Here is a 26,280-nt window from a genome sequence, read left to right on the forward strand (position 1 = left end):
ATGAGCGTGTCAGCGCTCTTAAAGGGTATGGGTTTGGCTTTCGTTTTCGCTATTCCCGTAAATCAAGGTGGCACCACGGACATTTTCAAACGTCCGTCCTTGACATGTATTTTTATGTCTTGGACAGGCGTTTTTTTTATTTTATAGAGGGAGGAAAAATGATCAGACCTTCACTAGAAGAAGCGAAGAAGTTTTTTAAAGATTATACGATAGTTCCGGTGTGTAGGGAAATTTTTGCGGATATCAGGACATCTGTTGAAATCCTCAAAATTTTTATGGCGGAAAATAAAAAATGTTATCTACTTGAAAGCGTTGAAAGCTTTGCTTTTGGCGAGACTTGGGGAAGGTATTCTTTTCTCGGTTGCGATCCTAAGCTTACCGTCAGATGCAACGATAATAAAGTTTTTATAAATGATGGCGAGGAAAAGGAAGTAATCACAGATGATCCGGTAAAGATAGTGAGAGGTATTATTTCGGAGTATAAGAGTCCTAAAATAGAATATATGCCTCCGTTTACAGGAGGTTTAACAGGATATTTTTCTTATGATTTTGTTAAGTACAGTGAAAAATCTTTGAATCTTTCAAATTCAAATGACGAAAATTTTGATGACTTTTATCTTATGCTTTTTGATACGATTATAGCTTTTGACCATTTGAAGCAAAAAATTTTTATTATAGTAAACGTTCCCGTTGTGGATTTTGAGAAGAATTTTATAAAAGCGGAAATGAAACTCAAGGAAATGGAAGAGCTTATAAGAAACGGCGTCACAAAGGAAGAACAGAAATCGGAACTTAAATCAGACTTTAAAATGCTACATGATAAAAAAGAATTTATGAATATGATTGGAAAAATAAAAGAACATATACACGAGGGCGATATTTTTCAGGCTGTGATATCAAACAGGTCTGAAGCGGATTTCAGCGGCAACCTTATACAGTCATACAGGGTTTTGAGAACTACAAATCCGTCGCCGTATATGTTTTATTTTAATTTTGGTGATGTTGAAATTGCCGGCGCTTCGCCTGAGACGCTTGTTACTTTAAAAAATAATAAAATCATAAATTATGCTCTAGCGGGAACATGCAGACGGGGAGCTAATGCCGCCGAAGATGAACTTCTTATCTCGCAGCTTTTGAGCGACGAAAAAGAACTTTCGGAACACAATATGCTTGTGGATTTAGGGAGAAATGATTTAGGCAAAGTCAGCAAGTTCGGTTCCGTAGGAGTGACGGAGTATATGAAAATTTTAAAATTTTCGCATGTAAGCCATATAGCGTCGGTAATAAGTTCGACAATAGAAGACAGCTATGATCATCTCGATGCTTTGTCGGCTGTTCTTCCGGCGGGTACTTTATCCGGCGCTCCCAAAAAAAGAGCCTGTGAAATTATAAATGATTTGGAAAAACATAAGCGCGGGACATACGGCGGCGCGATAGGATATATAGACTTCACGGGAAATATGGATATGTGCATTGCAATAAGAATGGCAAAGCTGCAGAACGGAAAAGTTTATGTTCAGTCCGGTGCGGGTGTTGTTGCGGACAGCGATCCAGAAAAGGAGTATAACGAATGCAGTCAAAAAGCGCGGGCGGTTATCAATGCACTGCAAATTGCTCAAGAGGAGAAAATATGATTTTAATTATAGACAATTACGACAGTTTTTCTTATAACCTTTATCAGTACGTCGGGACTATAAATAAAGATGTGAAAGTTATAAAAAATGATGAAATGACAGTTGAGGAAATAGAAAAATTAAATTTGTCGCATTTGATTATTTCGCCGGGTCCAGGAAGACCGGATGCTGCGGGAGTATGCGAAGAAGCGATAAAGTATTTTAAAGGAAGAATGCCGATATTGGGAGTTTGTCTGGGACATCAGGCAATATGCGAGGTGTTTGGCGCAAAGATTACGTATGCAAAAACCTTGATGCACGGCAAAACAAGCGACATACATATTGCTAACGGCAGTCCTGTTTTTAAAGGACTTTCTCCGGTTCTCAAAGCTGCAAGGTATCATTCCCTTATTGCGGACAGGTCAACTCTTCCCGATGAATTGCTTGTAATAGCCGAAGATGAAGAATCGCAGGTAATGGGCGTAAAATACCAAGATTGCAATCTTTACGGACTGCAGTTTCATCCGGAATCTGTGCTTACAAAAAGCGGAATGACAATAATTGAAAATTTTCTCAATTTGACGGAGGTAAAATGATACAAGAAGCTATTTATGAAATTGTAAACAGGCATAATCTTACAATAGATAAAACAAAAGAAGTGATGAATCGAATAATGGATGGCGGAGCTACTGACGCGCAAATCGCTTCTTTTCTTACATCTCTTAGACTTAAGGGAGAAACAATTGAGGAAATAACGGCTTGCGCAATGGTTATGAGGGAAAAATGCCAGAAATTAAATCCTGAGTTTGACGTGCTTGATATTGTGGGGACGGGCGGAGATGAACTTGCGACATTTAATATTTCGACGGTGTCGTCGTTTGTCATTGCAGCGGCGGGCGTACCGGTTGCAAAGCACGGAAACAGGAGCGTATCTAGCAAATGCGGAAGCGCTGATTTGCTTGAAGCTTTAGGAGTAAATATAATGCTTACTCCGAAGCAATGTGAAGCGGTGTTAAGGAAAATTGGAATGTGCTTTTTAATGGCGCAGACATTTCACTCGTCTATGAAATATGTAGCTAAAGTGAGAAAAGAACTCGGCATAAGGACAATATTTAATATTTTAGGACCTCTTGCAAACCCGGCGAAGGCAAACTATGAACTTATCGGGGTTTATGATGAAAATCTTGTGGAACCTATAGCGAACGTGCTTGCAAATCTTGGCGTGAAAAGAGCGATGGTGGTACATGGGCATGACGGGCTTGACGAAGTAACGTTATCCGATACTACAACGATTTGCGAAGTGAATAATGGTAGATTAAACAGTTTTTTTATTACGCCGGAGCAGTTTGGATTGAAAAGATGCAAGTTGTCTGAACTCATCGGCGGAACACCTCAAGAAAACAAAGAAATAGCGTTAGATATTTTGAACGGCAAGCAGGGAGCGAAAAGGGATACTGTCGTTTTAAATTCCGCTGTGTGTTTATATATGTTTTATGATAACATGACGTTTAAACAGTGTTTAAAAATGGCACAGGAAATGATTGATAGTAAGAAGGCGTTAAATAAACTTAATGAATTTATAAAAATATCGCGTGAAGTTCAAGAGATAAGCAACTGAAGCCTGAAAGCTTCAAGCTTGCGAGAGAATGTTGGGAAATGAGAGAAGCTGAAGGGAGTTTGTCGTTTTCTTGTTCCTCAAAGATTGTTTGAATGAGGGATTTATATTTGTAAATCCGATTGCATGAGGTATAAAGATGATATTGGATGAAATTGTTGCGGCAACAGAAATAAGAGTTGAAAAAGCGAAGTTTCAAAAATCTTTTGAAACGATAAAAAAAGAAGCCTTAAATAAAAAAGAGAAATTTGTTTCTTTTGAAGAAGCGTTGTCAAAAGTGGGAATGAGTTTTATCTGCGAAGTTAAAAAAGCTTCGCCGTCAAAAGGATTGATATCAACCGATTTTAAATATAAAGAAATTGCTTTGGAATATGAAAAATCTGGAGCTGACGCTGTTTCTGTTCTTACCGAACCGGACTTTTTTCTTGGTAGCACAAGGTATTTACAAGAGATAAAAAGTATTGTAAAAATCCCGGTTCTACGCAAAGATTTTATAATAGATTCCTATCAGATATACGAATCAAGGGTCATTGGTGCGGATGCTGTTCTTTTGATATGTTCTATTTTATCGTACGATGTTTTAAAAGAATTTGCGGAGACGGCGCAAGGACTTGGCATGTCCTGTCTTGTTGAAGCTCACGATGAAAAAGAAATTGAGATGGCATTAAAAATCGGCGCTAGAATAATAGGCGTTAATAACCGGAATCTTAAAACTTTTGAGGTTGATTTTAATAACGGCATGAAACTTCGCAGTCTTGTATCGGATGATAAAATTTTTGTTTCGGAAAGCGGGATTAAAACGAAAGAACATATAAGCATTCTCAAAGCGAATAATGTCAATGCGGTTTTGATAGGCGAAGAACTTATGAGAAGCGGCAGTATTGCGGAACATCTTAGAGAATTAAAAAGCTAGAAGATTGCTGTCATTCGCATAAGTCGAGTAAATCTTTCCAGTGTATGCGTGTGTTATTTGTCATTTGCTGGAAAGCTGCCGTCTTTTTGCGGTTTTTGCAGTAGTTTTGTCTGCTCGCGTTGTTGCGGGGCAAGAAGAAACCATCAAACGATCTGCAGCGGTAAAAATCAGTAGGAAAAGAGTGATAATGCCGAAAATAAAAATATGCGGACTTAAGAGAAAAGAAGATATAGGTTTTGTAAACATTGCAAAGCCGGATTTTGTCGGTTTTGTTTTTGCAGGCGTAAAGAGAAAAATAGATTTTAGCGTTGCTGCAAAATTTAGATATCTGCTTGACGATAAAATTCGATCAGTCGGTGTTTTCGTAAACGATAAGATTGACAACATTGTCGATTTGTGTGAAGATAAAACTATAAATTTAGTACAGCTCCATGGCGATGAAGATGAATCTTATATAAGCGAGTTGAAAGAGAAAATAGAAAACCCGGTTATAAAAGCTGTGAGGGTAAAAGATAAAATTCATGATACTGAAACAAAAGCAGATTTTGTGCTTTTTGATGCGTACAGCGGTTCCGAATACGGCGGCGGCGGAAAAGTTTTTGATTGGAGTTTGCTTGAGGGCTGCGAAAAACCGTTTTTTCTTGCAGGCGGATTAGATAGGTATAATATTGTAAAAGCGGTAAAGAAATTAAATCCTTATTGTGTTGATTTGAGCAGCGGCGTTGAAACGGGCGGTATAAAGGATCTAAACAAAATTGTTGAGACGGTAAATATTGTAAGAAGTTTATAAAGACTGGAACGGATAAAGTGAAGTAAACGACAGAATTCTTTGTCTGTCGGTATGATAGAAACAGTAGTGTTGCGGGCGGAAGCATACGGATTTTTATAGTTTGTAGAAAAAGATTCTTCAAGTCTTTGTCTTTCGGAATGGCAACCATACAGGAAGGAGATAAACAATGTCAGAGTTAAAAGGGAAATTTGGAATACATGGCGGGCAATATATTCCGGAAACGCTTATGAATGCCGTAAATGAGCTTGAAATGGCTTATAATCGTTTAAAAAATGACGGGCAATTTAATAAAGAGCTTGCTTTTCTGCTTAACGAATATGCGGGAAGACCGTCGGAATTGTATTATGCTGGGAATGCCACTAAAAAACTTGGCGGAGCAAAAATATATCTGAAAAGAGAAGATTTGAATCATACCGGCTCGCACAAAATAAACAATGTTTTGGGACAGGTTTTGCTTGCGAAAAAAATGGGCAAAAAAAGAATTATAGCGGAAACAGGAGCAGGACAGCATGGTGTTGCGACAGCGACTGCCGCTACGCTGCTCGGTATGGAATGCGAAATTTTTATGGGCGAAGAGGATACCGAAAGGCAGGCTTTAAATGTTTTCAGAATGCAGTTGCTTGGCGCGAAAGTCAATTCTGTAAAGAGCGGTACAAAAACTTTAAAAGATGCTGTGAGTGAAGCTATGAGAGAGTGGAGCAGAAGAGTTGACGACACGTTTTATGTTTTAGGCTCGGTGATGGGACCACATCCGTATCCGCAGATTGTGAGAGATTTTCAAAGCGTTATAAGCAAAGAGATAAAAGAACAGTTGATGGAAAAAGAGTCTGTGCTTCCGTCTACAGTTATTGCCTGCGTTGGAGGCGGCTCGAATTCGATAGGTGCTTTTTATAATTTTATAGGTGATAAAGAAGTTGAACTTATAGGTTGTGAAGCTGCGGGTAAAGGCATTGATACTTTTGAAACTGCGGCTACTATTGCAAAAGGAAGGCTCGGAATATTTCACGGAATGAAATCGTATTTTTGCCAGACAGAAAACGGACAAATCGCTCCTGTATATTCAATTTCTGCCGGACTTGATTATCCGGGTATAGGTCCGGAACATGCGTATCTACACGATATAAAAAGAGCGCAATATGTTCCCGTTACTGATGATGAAGCTGTCGGAGCGTTTGAGTTTTTGTCAAGAACCGAAGGGATTATTCCCGCTATAGAATCTGCGCATGCAGTGCATTATGCAATGAAAATTGCTCCTGAAATGAAAAAAGATGCGATAATAGTCATCTGCATTTCTGGCAGGGGCGATAAAGATGTTGCAATGATTGCAAAATACAAGGGGGTAAATATTAATGAATAATGTTTGTTCTTCCTCTGTTTTCTCGCCTTTTAACGGCGAGAAAAAGTCGGGGAATATCACGGAAATATTTAAAAATAAAAAAGTTCTGATAACGTATCTTACGGCTGGAGATCCGTCTCTTGATAAAACCGAAAACTACATTCTGGCAATGGCTGAAAGTGGAGCTGATTTAATAGAAATAGGCATACCTTTTTCAGATCCTGTTGCGGAAGGAAAGACAATACAAGATGCTATGACGAGAGCGCTATCGAAAAAAATAGATTTAGATGATATTTTTAATGCGGTTGTAAACGTCAGAAAAAAGTCAAATGTTCCGCTTGTATTTATGACATACTTGAACCCTTTATTCTCTTACGGATATGAAAAGTTTTTTAAAAAGTGCGCCGATACGGGAATAAAAGGCGTAATTGTTCCCGACATGCCTTTTGAAGAGCAAGATGAGATTAAAGCCTTTACCGATAAATTCGGCATAGTGATTATTACGCTTATAGCGCCTACGTCTAAAGAGAGAATAAATACTTTGGCAAGACAAGCTAAAGGTTTTGTATATCTTGTTTCGTCGCTCGGCGTTACTGGAGTGAGAAGTAGGATAACTACAAATATTGGCAATATAGTCTCGGAAATAAAGAAATTGACGGATACTCCTGTTGCCGTAGGGTTTGGAATTTCTACTGCCGAGCAGGCAAAGGAGATGGCAAAAGATGCCGACGGTGTAATAATCGGAAGTGCTGTTGTCAAAATAATTGCAGAATATAAAGAAAACGCTGCCACCAAACTTGCGGAATATGTTTCAGAAATCAAGAAAATTATACAGAACTGAGATAGAGCGTGCTGGAAAAATGTTTTTATCCGACTTTGCATAGCTTGAAAGAGAAGAGAGATATCTTCCTGCCAAAAGATTATGATAGCTCTCACCGCAGATTTTTTTCTTTTGATAGGAGGAAAAAATAAAAGTCGTCGTTTTAGGAAAAGATGAAAATATGCTTGACGTAACAAAAAAGTGTTTCAACCGATAAGCTTGGATTATTCAGTCGTCGTGTTATTCTTTTAGAAACGAGTATGCTATTGATGTGACGGGCAGAAATAAGGCTTTTACAGTTTGCCGTCAATATCTTTTTCATATATTTTTTGTAATTTTTGTAATCAATGATAAAAGCAGGATTCTTATTTTTGCAGAAACGACAGTCTGCTTCTTCATTATTTAATTCCTTTTGAACGTCTAGTAGTAGAGTCGGGCAGTTTTTTTACTTTTTCTGTTTATGTTTTTTTTGACTTGCTTAAGATGATAATTGTTGTCGTCACTCTGTCGGCAGGTGAAACAAAAAATACGGTCGTTATAAACGGCGACGTTCGGATTGTGACAGTTATGCTGCAGTCAGCACATTTGCTCGCTTCTGTTTACGATAACTTCTCTATCTTCCTAGATAATCTGTGAGATAGTTTTTGAGATTTTCATTATTGTCTTTTGTTGTTAATTTTGATTTTTTTCTTGCGATTTGTATTTGTCTTGCCGGTTTGGCGGTTTTTGCTGCCGCTTCTATTATATTTCCTTTTTTCCAGTGTATTGTGTAAATTATAGTAGTAACGCCATGTTGCGGTTGTATCGCTGTCGTAAAAGACTCCGATCTGTCTGTTTTTTAGTAGGTCTCCGGTTTTTCTTGGGATTCAAATAACTTTGCTTTTGTTTCAAGTCCAGTAGTTTTAAAGTATAAATAGCACCTATCTTTTTTGGTATGTGCATAATGGAGATACTTTTTTTAGTTTCCTTGCGTATACGACGAAATATTGCCTCTATTGATTTCTATTTTGATTTTGCTCGTTCAACAGGATTGCATATCGCATTATCTTTATAAATTGCTTCTTCCTTAAGTCTTTTTTATATAATTTATACTGTAGACTACTGAGACTGAGTTAGGTTCTTAAGCCACTCATTTTTCTTACGAAACTTAATATTTTCTTCATTTTCCCAAGAGATTTAATAAGTGTTGATAGAAAATCGGAGTTGGGAGGTTATTATTTTCACTTTAATTTTATCTAAAGCTCTTTACAATAAAAAAGTTTTTCCGACTTTTTTAAACACTGGTCGACAAACGACATAGCTTATTCTCTCTATCGCTTTTTTTATTTATTTGATCATTTTTTTGACTTCTTTATGAAAATGCTTATAATCTCATCTTTCTGGACATATTTTAATTTTCAATAACAAAATAGGAATAAGGGAACGATAGAGGGTAATTTTTACCCCGTATTTTAGCAATCTTTTGTCGTAGGTCTTTTGTACCCCTCATATTAAAAGTTTTATTTTGCTGATTAATAATCAATCTTTTCTCTTTGTCTTTTAGTAAATGTTTAATAAACTTAGCTTTAAGGTCGTTGTTGATAAAAATAATGACATTGTTAATTATCTCTTCATTTTCCTCAAGAATATTATTATCATTATTCATATTAACCTGCTTGTTGTTTTGATTGGTAATTTGATTCAATTCTTTTTTTATTTCTTCGATATCTTTATCAATTTGTTGAAGTCCTTGATTGGTTGCAAGTTTTTTGATGTCGATGATCTTGCGGAGAGTTTGGATAGTATCATAGAGGTTTTTGACAATCTTTTTTTGAAGGGAGACAAAATTCTGCTTGGGAGTCTGTGATTCTTTACTGAGTTTGTAATGCTCGTTAATTTGTTCCGTATTTTGGGCTACGTAGGTTGCGTCTCTTTTAAACAATGTTATGGTGTCGTGATCATGTCTATATTTCAGATAATAGCTGCTAATAGCAATGACAGTCAAAGTAATAATAGTAGTAATGGCAGCAGTGATAATATAGTGTTCCTTTAGCTTTAGCTTTCGCAAAACAGATGAAAAACTGGAAATAATATCGGGAAAGGCATCTTGAGGAGAAACTGATAACACGGGTATTATCGTATTAGGGGCTATTTTATCCGAAAGAGTATTGTTATTGGTATTTATAATTCTCTTATCGCATCCGGTGAAGTACGACGCCATAAAGCAGAATGTTAAATAACAATAAAATATTTTTTTCATTTTAGTCTCCTTTTTGGTGGCAGCTCTTAGTGTGTATTCGATTTCTAAGATGACTGTGCCATAGGAACCCTCTGCCCTGTCCACAGTTGTCCGTTTTAATAATGCTTTCTGTCGTTATCTCTCCGAGCGTCGATACTTTATTTTTCTTGCAGGAAATGTAGAAGGCAAAAGCGTAATATATTGCGATGAAGCAACATAAAATTTTTTCAATTTTTTTATTAAATCGTTAAATCAATAAATGGTATTGTTATTATTTGCTAGTATTTTGCGGTGAATCTCCTCGTTAAAAATTATAGTTTTAATTTTCGGCATTTTTATTGCTTATCTTATCATCTTTCTGTTTATTTTCACCTGTCGTATGTTTTATTTGGTTTTGCAGATAGCTTAGTTTGCTTTCTACGATGCCAATGTTAGTACTTTTTGTTTTCTTATTGTATCCAGCAAGGCAGGATAAACCGCGGCAAAAGATAATAGAAACGGAAATTAGTTTTTTTCATTAACAAAAATATTATCTATATTCATATTTATCTCGTCATTTTTCTATTCAACTTTAACTGTCGTATTTTCATTTTTTGTTTTTATGGTAGGATATATCTTTACGGTTCTTTTGATTTTTGGTTTCGGCTTTCTGCTGGGGTATTTGTATATCTAACTGATTAATTATCTTATTGCTGTAATCAAGGTTGCAGCTTACGCATTTGGTTTGTGTATTCTCTTGTTCTCTGTCAATTTGCATTTCAACCGATTGTTTTCAAATTGCAATGTATAAATATTGTCTTTTTGATTTTTAATTCTTTCGGTTTTTTTGTATTTATTTCTGCAATTTTACTGTACCGGCCTTAATCGGTATTTATATGCCTATTATTATGCCTAGTGAGTGTTGCTGCCCTTGTTGTTGCGTATGCTTTACAGTTTTTATTATCAGTGGTGGGTACTGCGGTGGGAGTAATGCTATTTTTTAAAATCCTCTTATCACGCTTTGTAAAGTGCAATACTGTAAAACAGAGTTAAATAACAACAAAATATTTTTTTATTTCAATCTTTTTTATAACCCCAAAAAACCGTAAGGTTACCCATACCGCAAATACTGTATCTAACGGCTTAAGTGCTATTTCTGTTATTTTCCTGCTGGTACATATTTAGATGAAAGAGTATCACCAAATAGATTGTAAGATGTATCTTTAATATTACTTATTATTATATCATAAGTGGTATTATATTATTACATTCTGCTTGTCGTCGGCAACTGCGGTGATAAATGATAAGACAAACGAGTATTAGTTTTTTTATTTCAATCTCTATTTTTATGTTGAGTGTCATTATTTTGATTGTGTGCGTTTGTGACTGTCTGCGGCAGTTTATCTGCGTCCATTTTCGGCGTTTTTTTAATATAAAAGTAGTAATCAAGCTGCCTGTTGTCGTTTATAAAACGATTCATACCCGGATTAAATTTTGTCTAGCGATTTCAACAGTCGCATTTCCGCCAAATCTTTTCTGTATGCCAATGCCGTCCTTCGATGAAAGTTTGCATAACCGAGAAAACACCTCCTTTAGTTTTTTTCTATGCAATTACTATCAAAATCGTATCTATTATGACTGTTTTATTTGAAAGTTTATTTTTAATATTTGAAAAATAGACGAATATTTGCTGGATTAGGATTTATCGCCTGTCTTGCAGTTTTGTTTTTTTACTGCATGTGCTGTAACATAGCGGCGGATGATATTTTCATTGCTGATTTTTGTTTCAACTATACAATGTCACTATCTAAAATAAGGATTCGAATCGTCTGAAAAATTCTTAATGTTTTTAATCTTGGGCAGAGTTTAAATAACGATGGAAAAACAAAAAGTTTTTCCGTCGGCAGATGACGAATAATTGTTTGAAAACACAACAATATCTTTGCCTTAACAGAAAGTCGTCATTGCGGTTTTGATGTTCAATAGTTTTGCGTCTGCCGCTTCGCCGTAAGGAGAAATAATAAGGGATAATTGTAATTATCTGCGCGATTCTATTGATATTAATCCATCTGTCAGGGGAAATATTTTACGTTGATTTATAGTGCGTATTTATGATAGAATTTAATTCATTAAATAAACTTGATTCATTAGATAAACTTGTGTGCAGGAGAGACGTTATGGCAAAAAAAGATTTGTTGTCAATTTACGATTTATCGGCAAAAGAAATAAAAGCGTTATTAAGTAAATCATTTGAATTTAAAAGCAGGAAAAAAAGTCTTGATGTTTTTAAGGGTAAAATATTGGGATTGATATTTGAAAAGCCTTCGACGAGAACAATGGTTTCATTTACAACGGCGATGCTGCAGCTTGGCGGAACACCTGTTTTTCTTAATACGGAAAATCTTCAGCGAAAAAGAGGCGAATCTGTACACGATACTGCGGCAGTTTTGTCGCGTTATTTAAACGGTATTATGGTGAGGGCTTTTAAACACTCCGATGTTGAAGAATTTGCGAAATATTCTACAATTCCCGTTATAAACGGTCTTACGGATTACGAACATCCTTGCCAGATATTGGCAGATATCATGACGATTATGGAATTTCATAAGGCAAAGACAATTGGAGCTTTAAAAAAAATTAAAATTGTTTTTACGGGTGACAGCAACAATATCGCAAACTCATTGCTTGCCATATCTGCCGTTTTAGGTCTCGATTTTACGCTTATATCTCCTAAAGAATATTTGCCTAAAAAAGAGATATTGAATAAAGCTTTGGGATATACTTCGTCGACTGGTGCGGCGATTAAAATTACAAGCGATGTCGGCGAAGCAAAAAATGCCGATGTAATATATACTGATGTATGGACGTCAATGGGCTTTGAAGCCGAAGAGAGAAAAAGGAAAAAAGCTTTTAGTCCTTATCAGGTAAACGGTGAGCTGCTTAAAAAAGCTTCTTCAAAATGTATTGTTCTCCATTGCCTTCCCGCGATAAGAGGCGAAGAAATTACCGAAGAAATTATGGATAAGTATGAAGACTCGATATTCACACAGGCAGAGAACAGACTTTATGTGCAAAAAGCCATTTTGTTACACTTTCTTGGTACGGCTGGCTAATCATCATGCCATGTGCGTAAATGAAAAAAAATTATACTTGATATAGATAATGCGGACTGAGATCAAAATTCGTTTTGATGTAGTCTCAAAATTAGTTTGAAGAAAGGTGTCCAATAGGCAACTAAAACGAACATATGGCTTTTATTTATTAGTCAGCTATTCTTGGTGATCTTGACAAAAAACTTATCCCTTTTCTTCTGGAATAAAAATGAAAAGGATAGTATCTCTGCTTTTGGTAATAGCGTTAGTTTGCTGGTTGTGAAAAGTCTGCAGAAGTTGTAAGTTTAGCAAAATATTCGACTGGTTCAGACATGGAAAAGAATGTTAATAATCGTCTTATCGTTTTATCATTGAACACAAAGAAAAATACTTGTAGCAAATATTATGACTGTTAGGTGGATGGATCGATATTGTTTACTGCTTTAACTTTTTATAATGGAAGAGGCAATAAGTATTTTAACTTTAGTGACAATTTGTTTAGGATTTGAAAATGCGCGGTATTGCGATATTTCTGTATGCTAAAATGTTGTTGCTATTTTAAATTTTGTCGAATTTTGCAGATTGTTTTCAATTCTTCATCAATGTAATCGCGATGCCGTAAAATTATAGCTATTTAAGGTAAAACTTAAACTATTTCCGACTCAAATTCATTTAAATCTTTATCGAAGAGTTGTTGATTGCCTATCATTTGTTGAAAAATCCGTATAGATTGACTTAAAAAAATTTATAGCTATTTTGGTGGCGTTTGCCTTGACAAAATTCTTAGGATGTTTTTAGAGTTGAAAATATAGCCCAGAAAAATCCTGCAAAAGAAGTTCCTATAAAAGCAACGATTGTTACAATAAAGATTATACGAGTATGTTTCCTTAAGAAATTCATCATTCCTTTTCTGCTCCGTCATTTATTTCTTTTGTTGTCATTGAAGATTTATCGTCGAGATACGTTCTCATATCCGCAGTTAGTATTTTTTTGTCTTTATATTTCTGAGAACTTTGACTTTCGGCATTATTTCTATGCAATCAAAGTCGTTTATATTTCTTTTTAGCTTAACGTCTCGTTTATCAGAGGCGATTTTTATGTTTATGCCGTAGGTTATTTCAGTCGTCTACTTCTTCGGAAACTGTAGGGCATTAATGCTTTCCGAACTTAATCGAACGAGTTGTTAAAGCGGTCTGTGAAATCATAAAATATACATATAAGTAGAGATAAAATGCTTATTTTAAAAGAGTCTGTTTTGCAGTACGGAGTAAAACGCTATGGTAATTCTTTCCTTTAACTATATGGTTTTATGAATAATTTTTATAAAATAATGCTATCATATATAAGAAATTTATGTCAATATGTTTTTTGACATTGAAACTTTTTTTATAATTTTATCTCGTAATCTGCCGGTATATACAATATACTTGCGTCTGATCTGAGGCACATACAGTAGTGGACGACTAAACGGAAGTATTTCCGCTTTATCCGAGCGGGACAAAATACTGTTTCTTCCTTTTTCCTCCTGCAAGACATTCTGAATTCTCCGAAGAATTATAAGCGGTATAGGCGTATCGTATATGTCAATGGCACTGTGCCGACGTAGCTCAGTTGGTAGAGCAGCGGTTTTGTAAACCGCAGGTCGTAGGTTCAAATCCTATCGTCGGCTACGGACAAGAAAATCGGCATTTATCTCCCAGTTGTATTAGTCGTGTAAAAAAATATCTGTTCCGAGCAAATCCATTTTAACAGTTCTGCATATTTTAAAAATATAGCATATTATTTAAAGTTTCATTAAAATTTGACGTGCGATATACCTAATGGGAAAAAAGATACTTTCATCAAACAGAAAAGCTTACTACAACTATGAAATTCTTGAAAAGTTGGAAGTAGGAATTGTATTGTCGGGATATGAAGTAAAATCCGCTAGACGGTCTAATATAAGTCTTGTCGATAGTGTTGTGTGGTTTTCTAACGGCGAAGCTTTTTCCGAAAAGATGTTTATCGCTCCTTATGAATTGATGTCCACTCATATTGCAGACTATGACGTTAAAAGAAAGCGAAAACTTTTAATGCATAAGTCGGAAATTGACAGACTGAGCGCAAAAGTTAAAGAAAAAGGACTTACCGTTGTCCCTTTGGAAGTTTATGTCGGCAATAAAGGCAAAATTAAACTTCTTATAGGTCTTGCAAGGGGTAAAAAGTCGTACGATAAAAAAGAAGCCATAAAGAAAAAAGATATTGAAAGAGAAATGACAAGAGAATATTAATAGCGTATAAAACACTACTAGACCGCAATTAGGCATATGAACAAATCTCAAATAATTTCAGTACAGGCGTCCGCAGGATCAGGCAAAACTTATAATCTTGCAAAAAGATATCTTTATCTTTTGCTTGACTCTGGCAGTCATACCAGTATAAAAAATGTAATAGCCGTGACTTTTACAAATAAGGCGGCTGTGGAGATGAAGTACAGGGTTATGAGTTATCTTAAAAAAGCGGCATTGTCTTTAGATACCGGCAATTTTTTTGATGATTTGAAACTTTCTAAAAATGAAATAGCCGATAAAAGCTCCGTCGTTTTGAAAGAAATTCTTGAATCTTACGATAATTTTAACATAAGCACCATAGATAGTTTTAAAAACCACATCTTAAAGTCTTGTGCTATAAGCGTTGATCTTTCTCCGAATTTTACCGTAGAACGGGATTATTCGGGTAATCTTTTGTTTTCTTTGGAAATCTTTTTGCAAAAAGTCCAGATCTCAGAAAACTTGAGGAGCATTGTATTACAGTATCTGTCGCAGTATTTGATGAGAGATACAGGTTGGTTTCCTAAAAATAATATCTATAGCGAAATTGAAAAGGTGTTTAAAGCATCGGGAAATACCGGGAAAGATGTTATGTCGGACGAAGAAATATCTTTTAGAAATGAAATTGATTCAAGAGCCGCTGTGATTATAGAAAAAATTGAAGAATTTGCAAAATTTCTTCCGAATATTGAAGCGAAAAGATATTATTCAGACGCTGTTGAAAAAGTTTTGAAGTCCGGTAGAAAAATATTTTTTTCAATGGATATTCCTGCTAGGTTTGCATACGAAACCGTCGAGTACACAAAAGGCGCAAAAATTGATGCTCGCTCCGATGAACTTTGGAACGAAATAAACAAAGAAATTAGATCCTTATGTGATTTTTATATGGAAAACTATTACGGTATTTACTCTTATATATATTCAAAAGTAGCGCTTGAGTTTGATGGGCAGTCAAAAAAAGACGGTGTTGTATTTTTAAATGAAATAAATAAAAAAACAGTCGGTTTGTTTGAAAAGAATAACACTATGCCGGAGGTATATTGCAGGTTGTCAGAAAAATATAAGCATTTTTTAATTGACGAATTTCAGGATACTAGTCTTGTACAGTGGCTGGGGATTAAAAGGTTTTTGGAAGAAAGCCTTGCTGAAGGGGGAACGTTTTTTTATGTTGGCGACGTAAAGCAGGCGATTTATGCTTTTAGAGGCGGAAACTCTGAGATTTTTGATACGGTGTCAAAAGAATTTCCTTCGGCAGATGTCGATAAAAGATATCTTAAACAGAATTTTAGAAGCGGTAGGACTGTTGTAAATTTTAACAATAATATATTTTCAAAAGAAAATATCGAGAGGTTTTTAAATGAATTTTACAAAGGAAAAGACGTTGAGTGCAATTTTTCAAAGTTTATTGAAACTTACTCTTTCCCTAAACAGGAAACGCCAGAGGAACATAATTACGGTTATGTTGAAATAGATTTAATAGATAAAACCTGTAAAGATGTTGAAGAAGAAATAAAACAAAGATTTATAAATTGCATTTTTCAAATATCAGAAAGGTTCAAGTTCGGAGATATAGCTGTTTTATGCAGAACGAACGACGAAATACTTACCATAAGTTCGTGGCTTTTGGAAAAAGGACTTGGCGTAGAATCGTCACAAACTCTGAATATAAGAAATAATAGCGTTGTAAAACAGATTGTATCGCTGCTTATATTTATTGATTCTCCCATAAATGCGCTGTCTTTTTCCTCTTTTGTTATTGGAGATGTTTTCGGTAAAGCCGCAGGTGTTGAGAGCAATGAGCTTGAAAAGTTTATTTTTATTTATAATAAAGGGAATAAAAACGGAACTTTTTATAAAGCTTTTAGAGAGGTATATAAAAGTCTTTGGAATGAATATTTCGAGGGGTTTTTTGTGAAAGCGGGTTTTGTGCCTGTTTATGAATTAATTCTTGCAGTGCTTGAAAAATTTAAAATTGCGGATAATTTTCCAGATAGCAAAGCGTTTATAATGTGCTTTTTGGAGCTTATAAAAGATTTTGAAACGCAGGATTCGGGGCTTAAAAACTTTTTAGAATATTTTAACAATTTAAAAAACAATGAAGAGTCTTTATATATAAAAAGTGTTTTTAGAAACAGTATAAAAGTTATGACGGTGCATAAGACTAAAGGACTTCAATTTCCCGCAGTGGTAGTTCCTTTCCTCAAACTCTCAGAAAAGGCTGTGGGAAGACCTTATTTTGACGATTCAGGCGAGAAAATAAAATTGTTGAGCATATCGGAAAACCTTGCGAAGTTTTCGCAAAAAGCGAAAAAAATATACGACATGGAAAAAATGAATTCGTTATTGTCTGAACTTAATACAGCGTATGTTTCAATGACAAGAGCTGAATATGAATTTTATGCTATAGTTCCGCCGAAATCCGGTAATTCAAATAATGCAATTTTGCTGTTGTTGGGAAATAATAATCTTATTTCCGGCACTAAACGGACATACAGTTTCACCGAAATCGAGAAAGACGATGTTATTTCAGACGCTTTTATCGGTGGTTATAAAGATATGCAAAAATATTTAGAAAGAGCAGATAGAACGTTGCCTGATATAAAAGAAGCGGAAAAAAAAGGTTCGATTATACATTATGCTTTGTCAAAGATAACGTCATTAAAAAATAAAAATATAAGTGATGCCATTGATGATGTGCTTAAGATTACAAAAAGAAAATTTTTCTTTGAAGATGTTGAGTTTTGTAGGGAAAAGCTTAGCAAAATGTTTGTATCGGAAGAAATTTTAAATCTATTCGCGTATGGCGAAAACAATATTTATAATGAAAAAGAAGTTGTAGATACTGCGGGTAAAACTTTTAGGATTGATAAATTGATAGTACGTAATGACGAAGTTATAATAGTAGATTTTAAAAGCTCAAATTCTGGGAAAGAAAAAAATGAAGAACAGCTGAGGCGTTATGTATCTCTTGTTTCCGAAATTTATCCCAATAAAAAAATATCGGCTTATATTGCGGATATTGAAAATGCAAAATGTCTGCCGGTACAATAAACAAATGCTGTCCCGCCGGACATGATTTCAATGTCTGCCGTTATTCTTAAAAGGCAGGACTTTCTTGAAAATATGCTTTGCCCGTTATCCGCTGTCGTGCCATGCTTTGAAAACAAGTATTAATCCGGCAGTTGTAGGCATTAGCCATGGTTGGTCAATTTGTCATTAAAATATATCGTAAGGGATATAAGATGTTGGGTAGGATAATAAATATAGACGCCTGCGAAAACATAATAAATTTTACAGCCGACTACATTTTTAAATCGGATAGGAAAATTGCTTTGATAAGCGGCGGTCGGAGACCTTTTCTATTTATTAAGAAACAGCTTGCCGAAAAGCAAAAGAAAGCCTTTTTTCCTCCAGAGTTCTTTACGAACAATGAATTTATCGAGAGAGTTATTTTTGATAATACGGAACTTGTAAAAATCTCAGATATTGAAGCGGCGTTTATGATATTTGAGATTGTTAAAAATGAAGTGCCGCAACTTTTGAACGGTAAAATTTCTTTTGCATCTTTTATGGATTGGTCTTTTGAAATTTTGTCTTTTATAGAGCAAGTGAGCTTGGAAGATGTCTCTGAAGAAAAACTTAAAGCCGTAAAAGCAAACGCTGAAATAGGTTATGACGTTCCCGACAATATCAACGATTTATTGAAAAATATCTTTAAAATAAGAAATAGTTTTTATAACAGTTTGGAAAAATCGTCAAAAACTACGGAGGGTCGCAGTTTTTTAAAAGCTTCGGCGATGGGACCGGAATTGTTAGTTGGAAATTTTGACGAAGTGATATTAATGGTGCCATTTTATCTTCACAAGACTGAAATTGAAATTTTTAAAAAAATTTACAGCGTTGGAAAACTCACCGTGTTTATTCATGGAAATCCATGGAAGTATGAAACTTTGGTAAGTTTATATTCTGCATTTGACGAGCCGTTGCCGAACGCGAAAAATGAAAGACACGAATACAAATTAAATGTATATTCCGCTTTTGACGATCAGTCTCAGGGCGCTTTGCTTAAAAATCTTATCAGCGGTTATTCTGAAAATGATTTAGATAAAACGGTTATTATTGTGCCGGATTCAAAAATGCTTCAATCTGTGATATCTGAAGTTTCAATAGTTACAGAACATTATAATGTTTCGGCGGGTTATCCTGCTGAAAAAACGTCTGTTTTTTCTTTACTTGACGCAATTGTAAAAGCGCAGCTTTCAAAGAAGGGACGATACTACTATTCAAAAGACGTTATGAAAGTACTGGCTAACCCGCTTTCAAAAAATATGAGGTTCTTTGGAGAAAATTCAATATCGAGGATTGTCGCTCATAAGATTGAAGAAGCTTTAGATCAGGATTCAAAAAGTAGTTTAAGCGGCAAAATGTTTGTTTCTTTTGAAGAAATTGTCGGTGAGAAGCAACTTGTTGATGAAATAAGTCTTACTGTAACCGAAGCTTGGAAATACGTTGCCTCTAAAAAAATTGTAGAGATATTAAAAGAAATTTTTGACATTTTCTTTGTGTCGTGGGAAAAAATAAATACTCTTGATAATTTGTCTTATATTTTGTCTGAATTTTTTGGGAAAATATATTCTTTAAGCGCTACAAGCGCTTATCCCTTAAATATTGAAGTTATGGGATTATTATTATCTTTGGCAAAAGATCTGAAATTTGGAGAGGTATCGCAGGCAGAGTTTTCCAATGAAGATGTTTTAAATATTTTCAAAAAGATGATTAGAAATAAAAGAATAGCTTTGCCGGGTTCGCCTCTTAACGGTATGCAAATTTTAGGACTTTTAGAATCGAGAAATCTTTCGTTTGACAATGTTTTCATAGTGGGAATGACAGATTCGGCAATACCTGCCGTAAAAAAAGAATATGCTCTTGTCCCCAAAGATATAATGTACGCTTTAGGAATTAAAATGGCCAAGAAAGAGTTTGAAATACAACGGTATCATTTTAATAGACTTATTGCAGGAGCAAAAAATTTAAGTCTTATTTATCCTGATAACGAGAAAGACGAAAGGAGTAGATTTATCGAAGCTCTTATTTGGAATAAACAGCTGGAAAATAAAGACATTGATATCGTAAAAACAAATAAATTTGTTTTACCTAAATTTTCGGCGAAACAACTTGTAAAACGAAAATATGCAAAAACTGAAGAGATTAGAGAATATCTTAAAAATATGTTTTATACGTACAGTAAAATTGACGCTTATTTAAGCTGTAAACTTAAATTTTATTTTATGTATGTGTTGCTGCTTGACGAAGGAATGGAAGTGGGACGAGAGCTTTCCGGCAGCGATATAGGAAATTTTGTGCATAGTTTTTTAAAAGATGCTTTATATGAAGAACTTAACGGCGAGAAACTGAAGACTTCGGAATTTGAAAAAGAGTATTTAAAAAAACTTGAGAACAGTTTTGATAATTTCCCGTGTTTTAAGTTTAGGGAAGACGCTTTTATGATAAAAGAAGTTTTAGTGTACAGAATGAAAAACATTTTATATTATGAAAGACAAAGGTCTTATAAAAACATTTACGGTTGCGAGAGAGAATATATTTCAAATATTGAAACGACTTCAGGGGAAACTTATAAATTAAAATGCAGAATTGACAGGATAGATACGGACGGTAAAGATTATATGATATTTGATTATAAAACAGGTGCTGTTCCCGATAAAATTGTTTTAGAGAAATATCTTGAGTTAATGTCAGATGATTTTGGCAGGCAGAATATAAAAAAGGCGATAAGTTCTCTACAGCTTCCGTTGTATAAATACATATTTGAAAAAGAGACAGGTCTTGCCGTCTTAAATTGCGGAATTTATGATATAAAAAAAGCAAAAATTATTGAATTTCCTGAAAAAAGAGAAGTATATGAGAAATGCGTTGATGTAGTTAAGATTGTGCTTGACGAGATAAATGGTGGAGAAAATTTTGAATTCGATGAAAAAGATAAAGTTAACTGTGAGATGTGCAGATATTTTTATGTATGCAGATAAAATATTTTTAGAATTTTTAACCAATAATAATTTCTTAAGAGAAAGGAAAAATAAAAAATATTTACATAACTAAATTGGGTGAATTGTAAAACTTAAATAATTTTGTATGATATTTGAAAATACTTTGTAAAAAAGTAAAATTGAGAGAGTGAGATTTTCAGTTTTGTAGGCAGGTATTAGCTTATGACAAAAGGGGGACACATGGCAGGCTTGAAAACAGTGCTTTATGCGGGCGTGGGATTGGCGTTGAAAGGTAAGAAGAAAATAGAGGAGGCAGCAAAAAAGTTTGTTGAAAATAATAAAATTGAAGCTGATGAGGGTAAAAAATTTTTTGATGAAACCGTAAAGCAGGCTGAAACGGCAAAAAATGAATTATCAAAAAAGATTAATAAAACTGTAAAAACGACAGTCAACAAAATGGGTTTTATAACGCATGAAGAAGCGGAAAATCTCAAAAGTGAAATAGAAAAACTTAAAACGCAGTTGGACAAGTCCGAAAAAGGAGAAAAATAAGTTTTCTAGTGGAAATTATTTTTCATTGTCTATGTTGCTAAATAAAAATTAGTTTATTTAGCATAGCGATGTATTTTTTTATTGTTTATTCTTGCTCTTTGTCGGCTGACTGAGCTGCAAGTTCCGAAGCTACCGCGAGTAGGCTTTGTTTTTCCAAATCGTCGAGTAGTAAAGAAGTCAAAGCATTTGCAACTTCTTCTTCTTCAAAGACTATTCCCGATATGCCTGTTTGTTTTAAGTTCTCTTTGCTGTCAATAAAACGCGCTCTCACGAGTATGCGTGTTTTTGGGTTTAAGGCGGACGCAAGTGAAGCGGTTTCCAATGTTGTATTTAAAGAAGGAATTGTAATAATTAAATAATCTGCATTTTTTATGCCTGCTGCAAACAAAATATCTTTTTTTGCCGAGTTTCCGTAAATTACTGCTTGTCCTTGGGAACTCAGGCTATTAACTGTGTCTATGTTTATTTCAACGATAATAGGTTTTACATCTTGCTCTATTAATGCCTGAGTAACTTTTTTACCGGTAGGTCCGTAACCTACGACTATGGCTGTTTTTTGTGCAAGGTATTCTTCAGTGGGGAGCAGATTTTTTGCGAGATCCTTATCTTTACTGTTTTTATTTCCTTTTCTGTCAGCTGCAAAATTTAAAATCTTCCACAACTTTTTTTTGGAACGAAGAAATTTCTCAATTGCCGGAACTTTCTTAAATACCGACGGGTTTAGAGTTATTGATGCGATGGAACACACGACTATTGCATTGTAAACAACATCTCCAGCAAGACCTAACCGTTTTGCTTCTTGCGCCAGTATAAATGAGAATTCTCCGACCTGCGCTAGCCCCGAAGCGACTGTGAGGGCTGTTTTTGTGGAGTATCCTAAGATGGAGACTGTAAGTATAGCGGTTAAAGGTTTGATGAGTAAAACGATGGCGAGACACATGCATATGAGCAGCGGATACTCGATTATAAATTTTAAATCAAAAAGCATACCGACTGCAAGGAAAAATAAAACTGCGAAAGCGTCTCTCAACGGAAGAATATCAGCGCCTGCCTGATGGCTTGCTTTGCTTTTTCCTACAACCATTCCGCCCAAAAATGCGCCTAAGGCAAACGATGCTTGAAATACGACAGCCGCAAGAATTGCTGTTAAAAAAGCTATGACTAAAACCGTGAGAGTGAAAAGTTCTTCTGAGTGGGTCTTTATAATTTTTGACAAGAGCCACGGAACAAACAGTTCTCCGCCTTTCATAACCAAAACCCATAATAAAACAAGCCGTCCCAAAGCGATTCCTATTGCTTTAAGTATTTCAATACTTCCTTCTGCAGTACTCGTATTAGACAATATTGTCATAATGCTAGGAAGGGCGACAAGTATTAATACGGTTAAAATATCTTCTACAACGAGCCATCCGACGGCTACATGTCCGTGTACGGTGTTGACAATATCATTGTCGTTTAAAACTCTTAAAAGTACGACAGTGCTTGCCACAGCAAGACCAAAACCAAGTATGAGCGCCGACTTTAAATCAAGTCCTAAGGTGGTGCCGACAAATATTCCGCAAATGGTTGCAATAGTGCTTTGTATTACCGCTCCCGGGATAGCGACGCCCTTAACTGCCATGAGATCATCCATTTTGAAATGTAATCCCACGCCAAACATCAAGAGAATGACGCCGGCTTCTGAAAGTTGAGATGCCAGAGCGTAATCTGCGACAAATCCGGGAGAAGCGGGACCTATGAAGAACCCAGCTAAAAGATATCCGACAATAGAAGAAAGACCCAGCTTTTGCGTTATAAAACCGAGCACAAGAGCAAAGGCAAAGCCTATTGCTATAATTTCAAGTAATTGGTATTCGTGCATTTAAAACCGCCTTGAAGTCTGCGATATTATAACATAAAATTCGGTAATCTTTGTTATTTTAGAATCTGTCTGTTATTTTTTATTTCAAGCTTTTGCGCTTTTGTGCTGTTTGGCGCGGCAATTTTCATAAACGCCCTTAGGTCGTTAAAGTGCAAAACAAAGAAAAATTTGTTTTATATGCAAATTGTGTATAATATAAAAAATCCGATTTGCTGTAATACGAAACTTATGAAAAAACTATCCAAAATTGATGAAATATTGAATGTTGTGAAAAAACCTGCAAGGTACATAAACGGTGAGTTAAATTCACATTCTGCCGATATGCTTGCGGATTTTTCGATAGTCTTGTGTTTTCCTGATATTTATGAAGTCGGCGCTTCCAACCTTGGACTTGAAATTCTTTACCATTTAATTAATGAAAAAAAAATTGCCCGCTGCGAAAGGGTATTTGCTCCGGATGTCGATTTAGAGCTACTTTTGAGAAAAATGGGAACTAATCTTTTCTCGTTAGAATCCGGCAGTGATTTAAAGAATTTTGATATTTTGGGTTTTACAATTCAGTGCGAACTTGTTGTGACAAACATAGTCAATATTCTTGACTTATCGGGCATTTCCATATTTTCAAAAGACAGAAAAAACAACGAGCCTTTGATAATCGCCGGCGGACCTGCTTTAACTAATCCGGAACCTTTCTGCGATTTTTTTGATATGTTTGTTTTAGGCGACGGCGAAGAAGCGATTGAGGATATAATAAACATATGTAAAGAATCCAAGAAAGCTGGATTTTCAAGATTAGAAATCATAAAAAAACTGTCAAAATTGGATGGCGTATATGTGCCGTCATTCTATAGTGTCAAATATAATGATGACAATACGATAAAATCTGTAACTCCCATCTCGGAAGATGTAAAGCCTGTTGTTGGGAAAAGAGTTTTAAACCTTGAAAACGCATATTTTCCGGAAAAGAAAATAGTTCCTTTTGTAAAAACCGTACACGACAGATTAAATATTGAAGTTGCAAGAGGATGTCCTGGACAGTGTCGCTTCTGTCAGGCATCAAAATATTACCGCCCGTGGAGGCAGAGACCGCTTCAGAAGTTGCTATATCTTGTAGAGAAAGGTTTGCAGGCTACAGGTTTTGAAGAAGTTGTCTTTTCATCTCTTTCATGCAGTGATTATAAAAATTTAGACGAGTTGCTAATAAAGACAAACGATTTGTACGGCAGGTCAAATCTTAGTATTTCGCTGCCGTCTTTAAGATGCAACGAACATTCCCTTAAAGTAGCTCAATATATCAATAGAAACAAAAAGCCTACGCTTACTTTTGCGCCTGAAGCAGGCACAGACAGAATGCGTAATGTAATAGGCAAGTATATTTCCGAAAAACAGATAGTTGAAACACTGCTTGCCGCAAACGCTATGGGCTGGAGTATGATAAAGCTTTATTTTATGATAGGTCTCCCAACGGAAACTAATGAGGATATAGCAGGTATAGAGCGTCTTGTAAAGCTTGTCAGAAAAAAAGCGAATGGTTTAAATTTTAATATTACTGTTTCGCCTTTTGTTCCGAAAGCCCAGACAGCATTTCAATGGACGCCGATGGCGGATGCGGACGAAATAAAGCGGAAAATTACGCTTTTAAATAAACTTCTTCCGGCAAATGTGAAAGCGCATAATCATAGAGCGAGTATTTTAGAAGCTTTAATTGCAAAAGGGGACAGGCGACTTTCATCTGTAATTTATAAGGCGTGGCAGAAAGGCGCGAGATTTGACCAATGGGCTGATAAATTTGTCGGCAGCATATGGGATAAGGCTTTCGCTGAAAGCGGGATTAATATAAATTTTTATGTGTATAGGAATATAGGATATGGCGAGATCCTGCCGTGGGAGCATTTAAATTTCGGTGTGTCAAAAGAAGCGTTATATGCAGAGTATATCAGAGGCATAAACGAAACTGCCGATGTTGCGGAAAGACAATCTAATAAAGTGCAGCGTGTCCTGCCTGAAATTTATGAAAAGCATAAAATTTCAGCTACTACTGCGCCTGTTATGCGTTTAAGGCTTCGTTTTTCAAAAAAAGGAAAGGTCAGGTTTATATCTCATTTAGAACAGGTAGAAATGTTTCGCAGAGCCGCAAGGCGTTCCTGTCTTCCCGTAGCGTTTACTGCAGGCTTTAGTCCTCAGATTAAATCGTCTTATGGACCGCCGCTTTCTATAGGTCAGGAAAGTACGAGTGAATATATGGAATTATATTTTACGCAGAAAGTAAATGTTGAAAATGTAAGACTGAAATTTTCAAAAGCGTTGCCGGAAGGGTTTAAAATACTTGATGTAAAAAAAGTGCCTTTAAATTTTCCGTCTATAGATATTTTATCAAACGTTTCAGAATATGAGATAAAAAATGCGGATATCGCTCAAGAACAAATTGATAAATTTTTATTTCAGGATTTGATTGCGGTAGAGAAAATAAAAATGGGAAAAACTGTTGAAGTCGATGCTAAACCTTTAATAAGATCTTTTAAAAATGAAAACGGCATTTTAAAATTACAGCTTCGTTTTGGCGGCGGTAGATATGTGAAGCCTGAAGCGATTTTAAAAAAACTATTGGGGGATCAGTATAATTATGGCAAAATATACGCTATTGAAAGAACTAATTTATATATTGAAACAAAAAGCGGGAAAATATATGAACCGTAAAATATCAAATTTATGGCTTTATGCGTTGTTCTTTGTTTAATCTCGTTTCTGCGCGACGAGTTGTAAAAATACACCTTTCTATTGCAGAGATAGTATTAGAAGAGCTTATTTCACCGGTAAGAAAATTTATCCCGCCGCTTATGAGAAATTTCTCAATGTTACAGACAATCTCAATTTCTTCATTTTTTTTTAATTCTGCTTGTGCTACGAAAAGCTTAGAAAAGACAAAACAACGTGGCGGTATGATATAGTCTCAAAACCCGCTATCTTTTCCTCTGTCAATTTAATTTATGCAGGATATAGTAATCATTTACGCCTGTCCTGCTCGCATTTTAAATCATACATAAAGAGTATTTTCTATAATTAATACCTGTTAAATTTGGTTTTTAAATTCTTATGGGAAAGTAGGAGTTTATTGTTAAAGGAAATGATATTTTAACTCAAATGTCTGACTTTGCAGTTGCTAAAGACAAACGGACA

General features: G+C 35.2%; 16 protein-coding genes and 1 tRNA gene. 14 read left to right on the plus strand and 3 right to left on the minus strand.

Annotated elements, in window-relative coordinates; genetic code table 11:
• Window positions 1-158: 158 nt before the first annotated feature.
• From LE179_RS00135 to trpA, 7 genes are all read left to right on the plus strand, one after another.
• Window positions 159-1,634: an anthranilate synthase component I family protein gene (locus tag LE179_RS00135; protein ID WP_374128352.1), complete on the plus strand. Its 1,476-nt coding sequence runs from the start codon at window positions 159-161 to the stop codon at window positions 1,632-1,634.
• Window positions 1,631-2,209, plus strand: coding sequence for an aminodeoxychorismate/anthranilate synthase component II (locus LE179_RS00140; protein WP_374128353.1), 579 nt, complete (start codon window positions 1,631-1,633; stop codon window positions 2,207-2,209). Before LE179_RS00135 ends, LE179_RS00140 begins: the two co-directional genes overlap by 4 nt.
• Window positions 2,206-3,231 carry an anthranilate phosphoribosyltransferase gene (trpD, locus tag LE179_RS00145; protein WP_374128354.1) on the plus strand — a complete coding sequence of 342 codons (1,026 nt, stop codon included), beginning with the start codon at window positions 2,206-2,208 and terminating at the stop codon, window positions 3,229-3,231. The genes LE179_RS00140 and trpD overlap by 4 nt, the downstream gene beginning before the upstream one ends.
• Window positions 3,232-3,367: 136 nt before the next feature.
• Window positions 3,368-4,141: an indole-3-glycerol phosphate synthase TrpC gene (gene trpC / locus LE179_RS00150; RefSeq protein WP_374128355.1), complete on the plus strand. Its 774-nt coding sequence runs from the start codon at window positions 3,368-3,370 to the stop codon at window positions 4,139-4,141.
• A 187-nt stretch (window positions 4,142-4,328) separates the two neighbouring features.
• A complete protein-coding gene (locus tag LE179_RS00155; RefSeq protein WP_374128356.1) occupies window positions 4,329-4,931 on the plus strand; it encodes a phosphoribosylanthranilate isomerase in 603 nt (200 codons plus the stop codon).
• Between the two features lie 166 nt (window positions 4,932-5,097).
• On the plus strand, window positions 5,098-6,288 hold the full coding sequence (gene trpB, locus LE179_RS00160) for a tryptophan synthase subunit beta (RefSeq protein ID WP_374128357.1): 1,191 nt from the start codon (window positions 5,098-5,100) through the stop codon (window positions 6,286-6,288).
• Window positions 6,281-7,108, plus strand: a complete 828-nt coding sequence (gene trpA / locus LE179_RS00165; protein ID WP_374128358.1) for a tryptophan synthase subunit alpha — start codon at window positions 6,281-6,283, stop codon at window positions 7,106-7,108. The genes trpB and trpA overlap by 8 nt, the downstream gene beginning before the upstream one ends.
• Before the next feature lie 1,369 nt (window positions 7,109-8,477).
• Here trpA and LE179_RS00170 read toward each other — a convergent pair.
• Together LE179_RS00170 and LE179_RS00175 are read right to left on the minus strand one after the other, a co-directional pair.
• Window positions 8,478-9,326, minus strand: coding sequence for a hypothetical protein (locus LE179_RS00170; RefSeq protein ID WP_374128359.1), 849 nt, complete (start codon window positions 9,324-9,326; stop codon window positions 8,478-8,480).
• Between the two features lie 1,291 nt (window positions 9,327-10,617).
• The gene (locus LE179_RS00175) at window positions 10,618-10,764 is read right to left on the minus strand and encodes a hypothetical protein (protein ID WP_374128360.1); all 147 of its coding nucleotides are present in this window, start codon (window positions 10,762-10,764) and stop codon (window positions 10,618-10,620) included.
• 697 nt (window positions 10,765-11,461) lie between these two features.
• Here LE179_RS00175 and argF point away from each other — a divergent pair.
• The 6 genes from argF (at window position 11,462) to LE179_RS00205 (ending at window position 21,242) form a co-directional block, all read left to right on the plus strand.
• Window positions 11,462-12,397, plus strand: coding sequence for an ornithine carbamoyltransferase (gene argF / locus LE179_RS00180; RefSeq protein ID WP_374128571.1), 936 nt, complete (start codon window positions 11,462-11,464; stop codon window positions 12,395-12,397).
• A 1,575-nt stretch (window positions 12,398-13,972) separates the two neighbouring features.
• Window positions 13,973-14,045 (plus strand) — tRNA-Thr (locus LE179_RS00185).
• A 151-nt stretch (window positions 14,046-14,196) separates the two neighbouring features.
• A complete protein-coding gene (smpB, locus tag LE179_RS00190; protein ID WP_374128361.1) occupies window positions 14,197-14,646 on the plus strand; it encodes an SsrA-binding protein SmpB in 450 nt (149 codons plus the stop codon).
• A gap of 36 nt (window positions 14,647-14,682) precedes the next feature.
• Window positions 14,683-17,736, plus strand: coding sequence for a UvrD-helicase domain-containing protein (locus tag LE179_RS00195; protein WP_374128362.1), 3,054 nt, complete (start codon window positions 14,683-14,685; stop codon window positions 17,734-17,736).
• A gap of 191 nt (window positions 17,737-17,927) precedes the next feature.
• Complete coding sequence (locus tag LE179_RS00200) at window positions 17,928-20,729, plus strand: PD-(D/E)XK nuclease family protein (RefSeq protein WP_374128363.1); 2,802 nt, start codon at window positions 17,928-17,930, stop codon at window positions 20,727-20,729.
• Window positions 20,730-20,930: 201 nt separating this feature from the next.
• On the plus strand, window positions 20,931-21,242 hold the full coding sequence (locus LE179_RS00205) for a phasin family protein (RefSeq protein WP_374128364.1): 312 nt from the start codon (window positions 20,931-20,933) through the stop codon (window positions 21,240-21,242).
• An 85-nt stretch (window positions 21,243-21,327) separates the two neighbouring features.
• Here the strand turns inward: LE179_RS00205 and LE179_RS00210 are convergent, their stop codons facing one another.
• Entirely contained in the window at window positions 21,328-23,103 is a 1,776-nt protein-coding gene (locus LE179_RS00210; RefSeq protein ID WP_374128365.1) for a cation:proton antiporter, read from the minus strand.
• 228 nt (window positions 23,104-23,331) lie between these two features.
• On the opposite strand from LE179_RS00210, the gene LE179_RS00215 reads away from it, so the two are divergent.
• Complete coding sequence (locus tag LE179_RS00215) at window positions 23,332-25,800, plus strand: TIGR03960 family B12-binding radical SAM protein (protein ID WP_374128366.1); 2,469 nt, start codon at window positions 23,332-23,334, stop codon at window positions 25,798-25,800.
• Window positions 25,801-26,280 lie beyond the last annotated feature (480 nt).

Origin of the sequence: Candidatus Endomicrobiellum agilis (assembly GCF_020328115.1) — a bacterium.
GTDB classification, from domain to species: domain Bacteria; phylum Elusimicrobiota; class Endomicrobiia; order Endomicrobiales; family Endomicrobiaceae; genus Endomicrobiellum; species Endomicrobiellum agilis.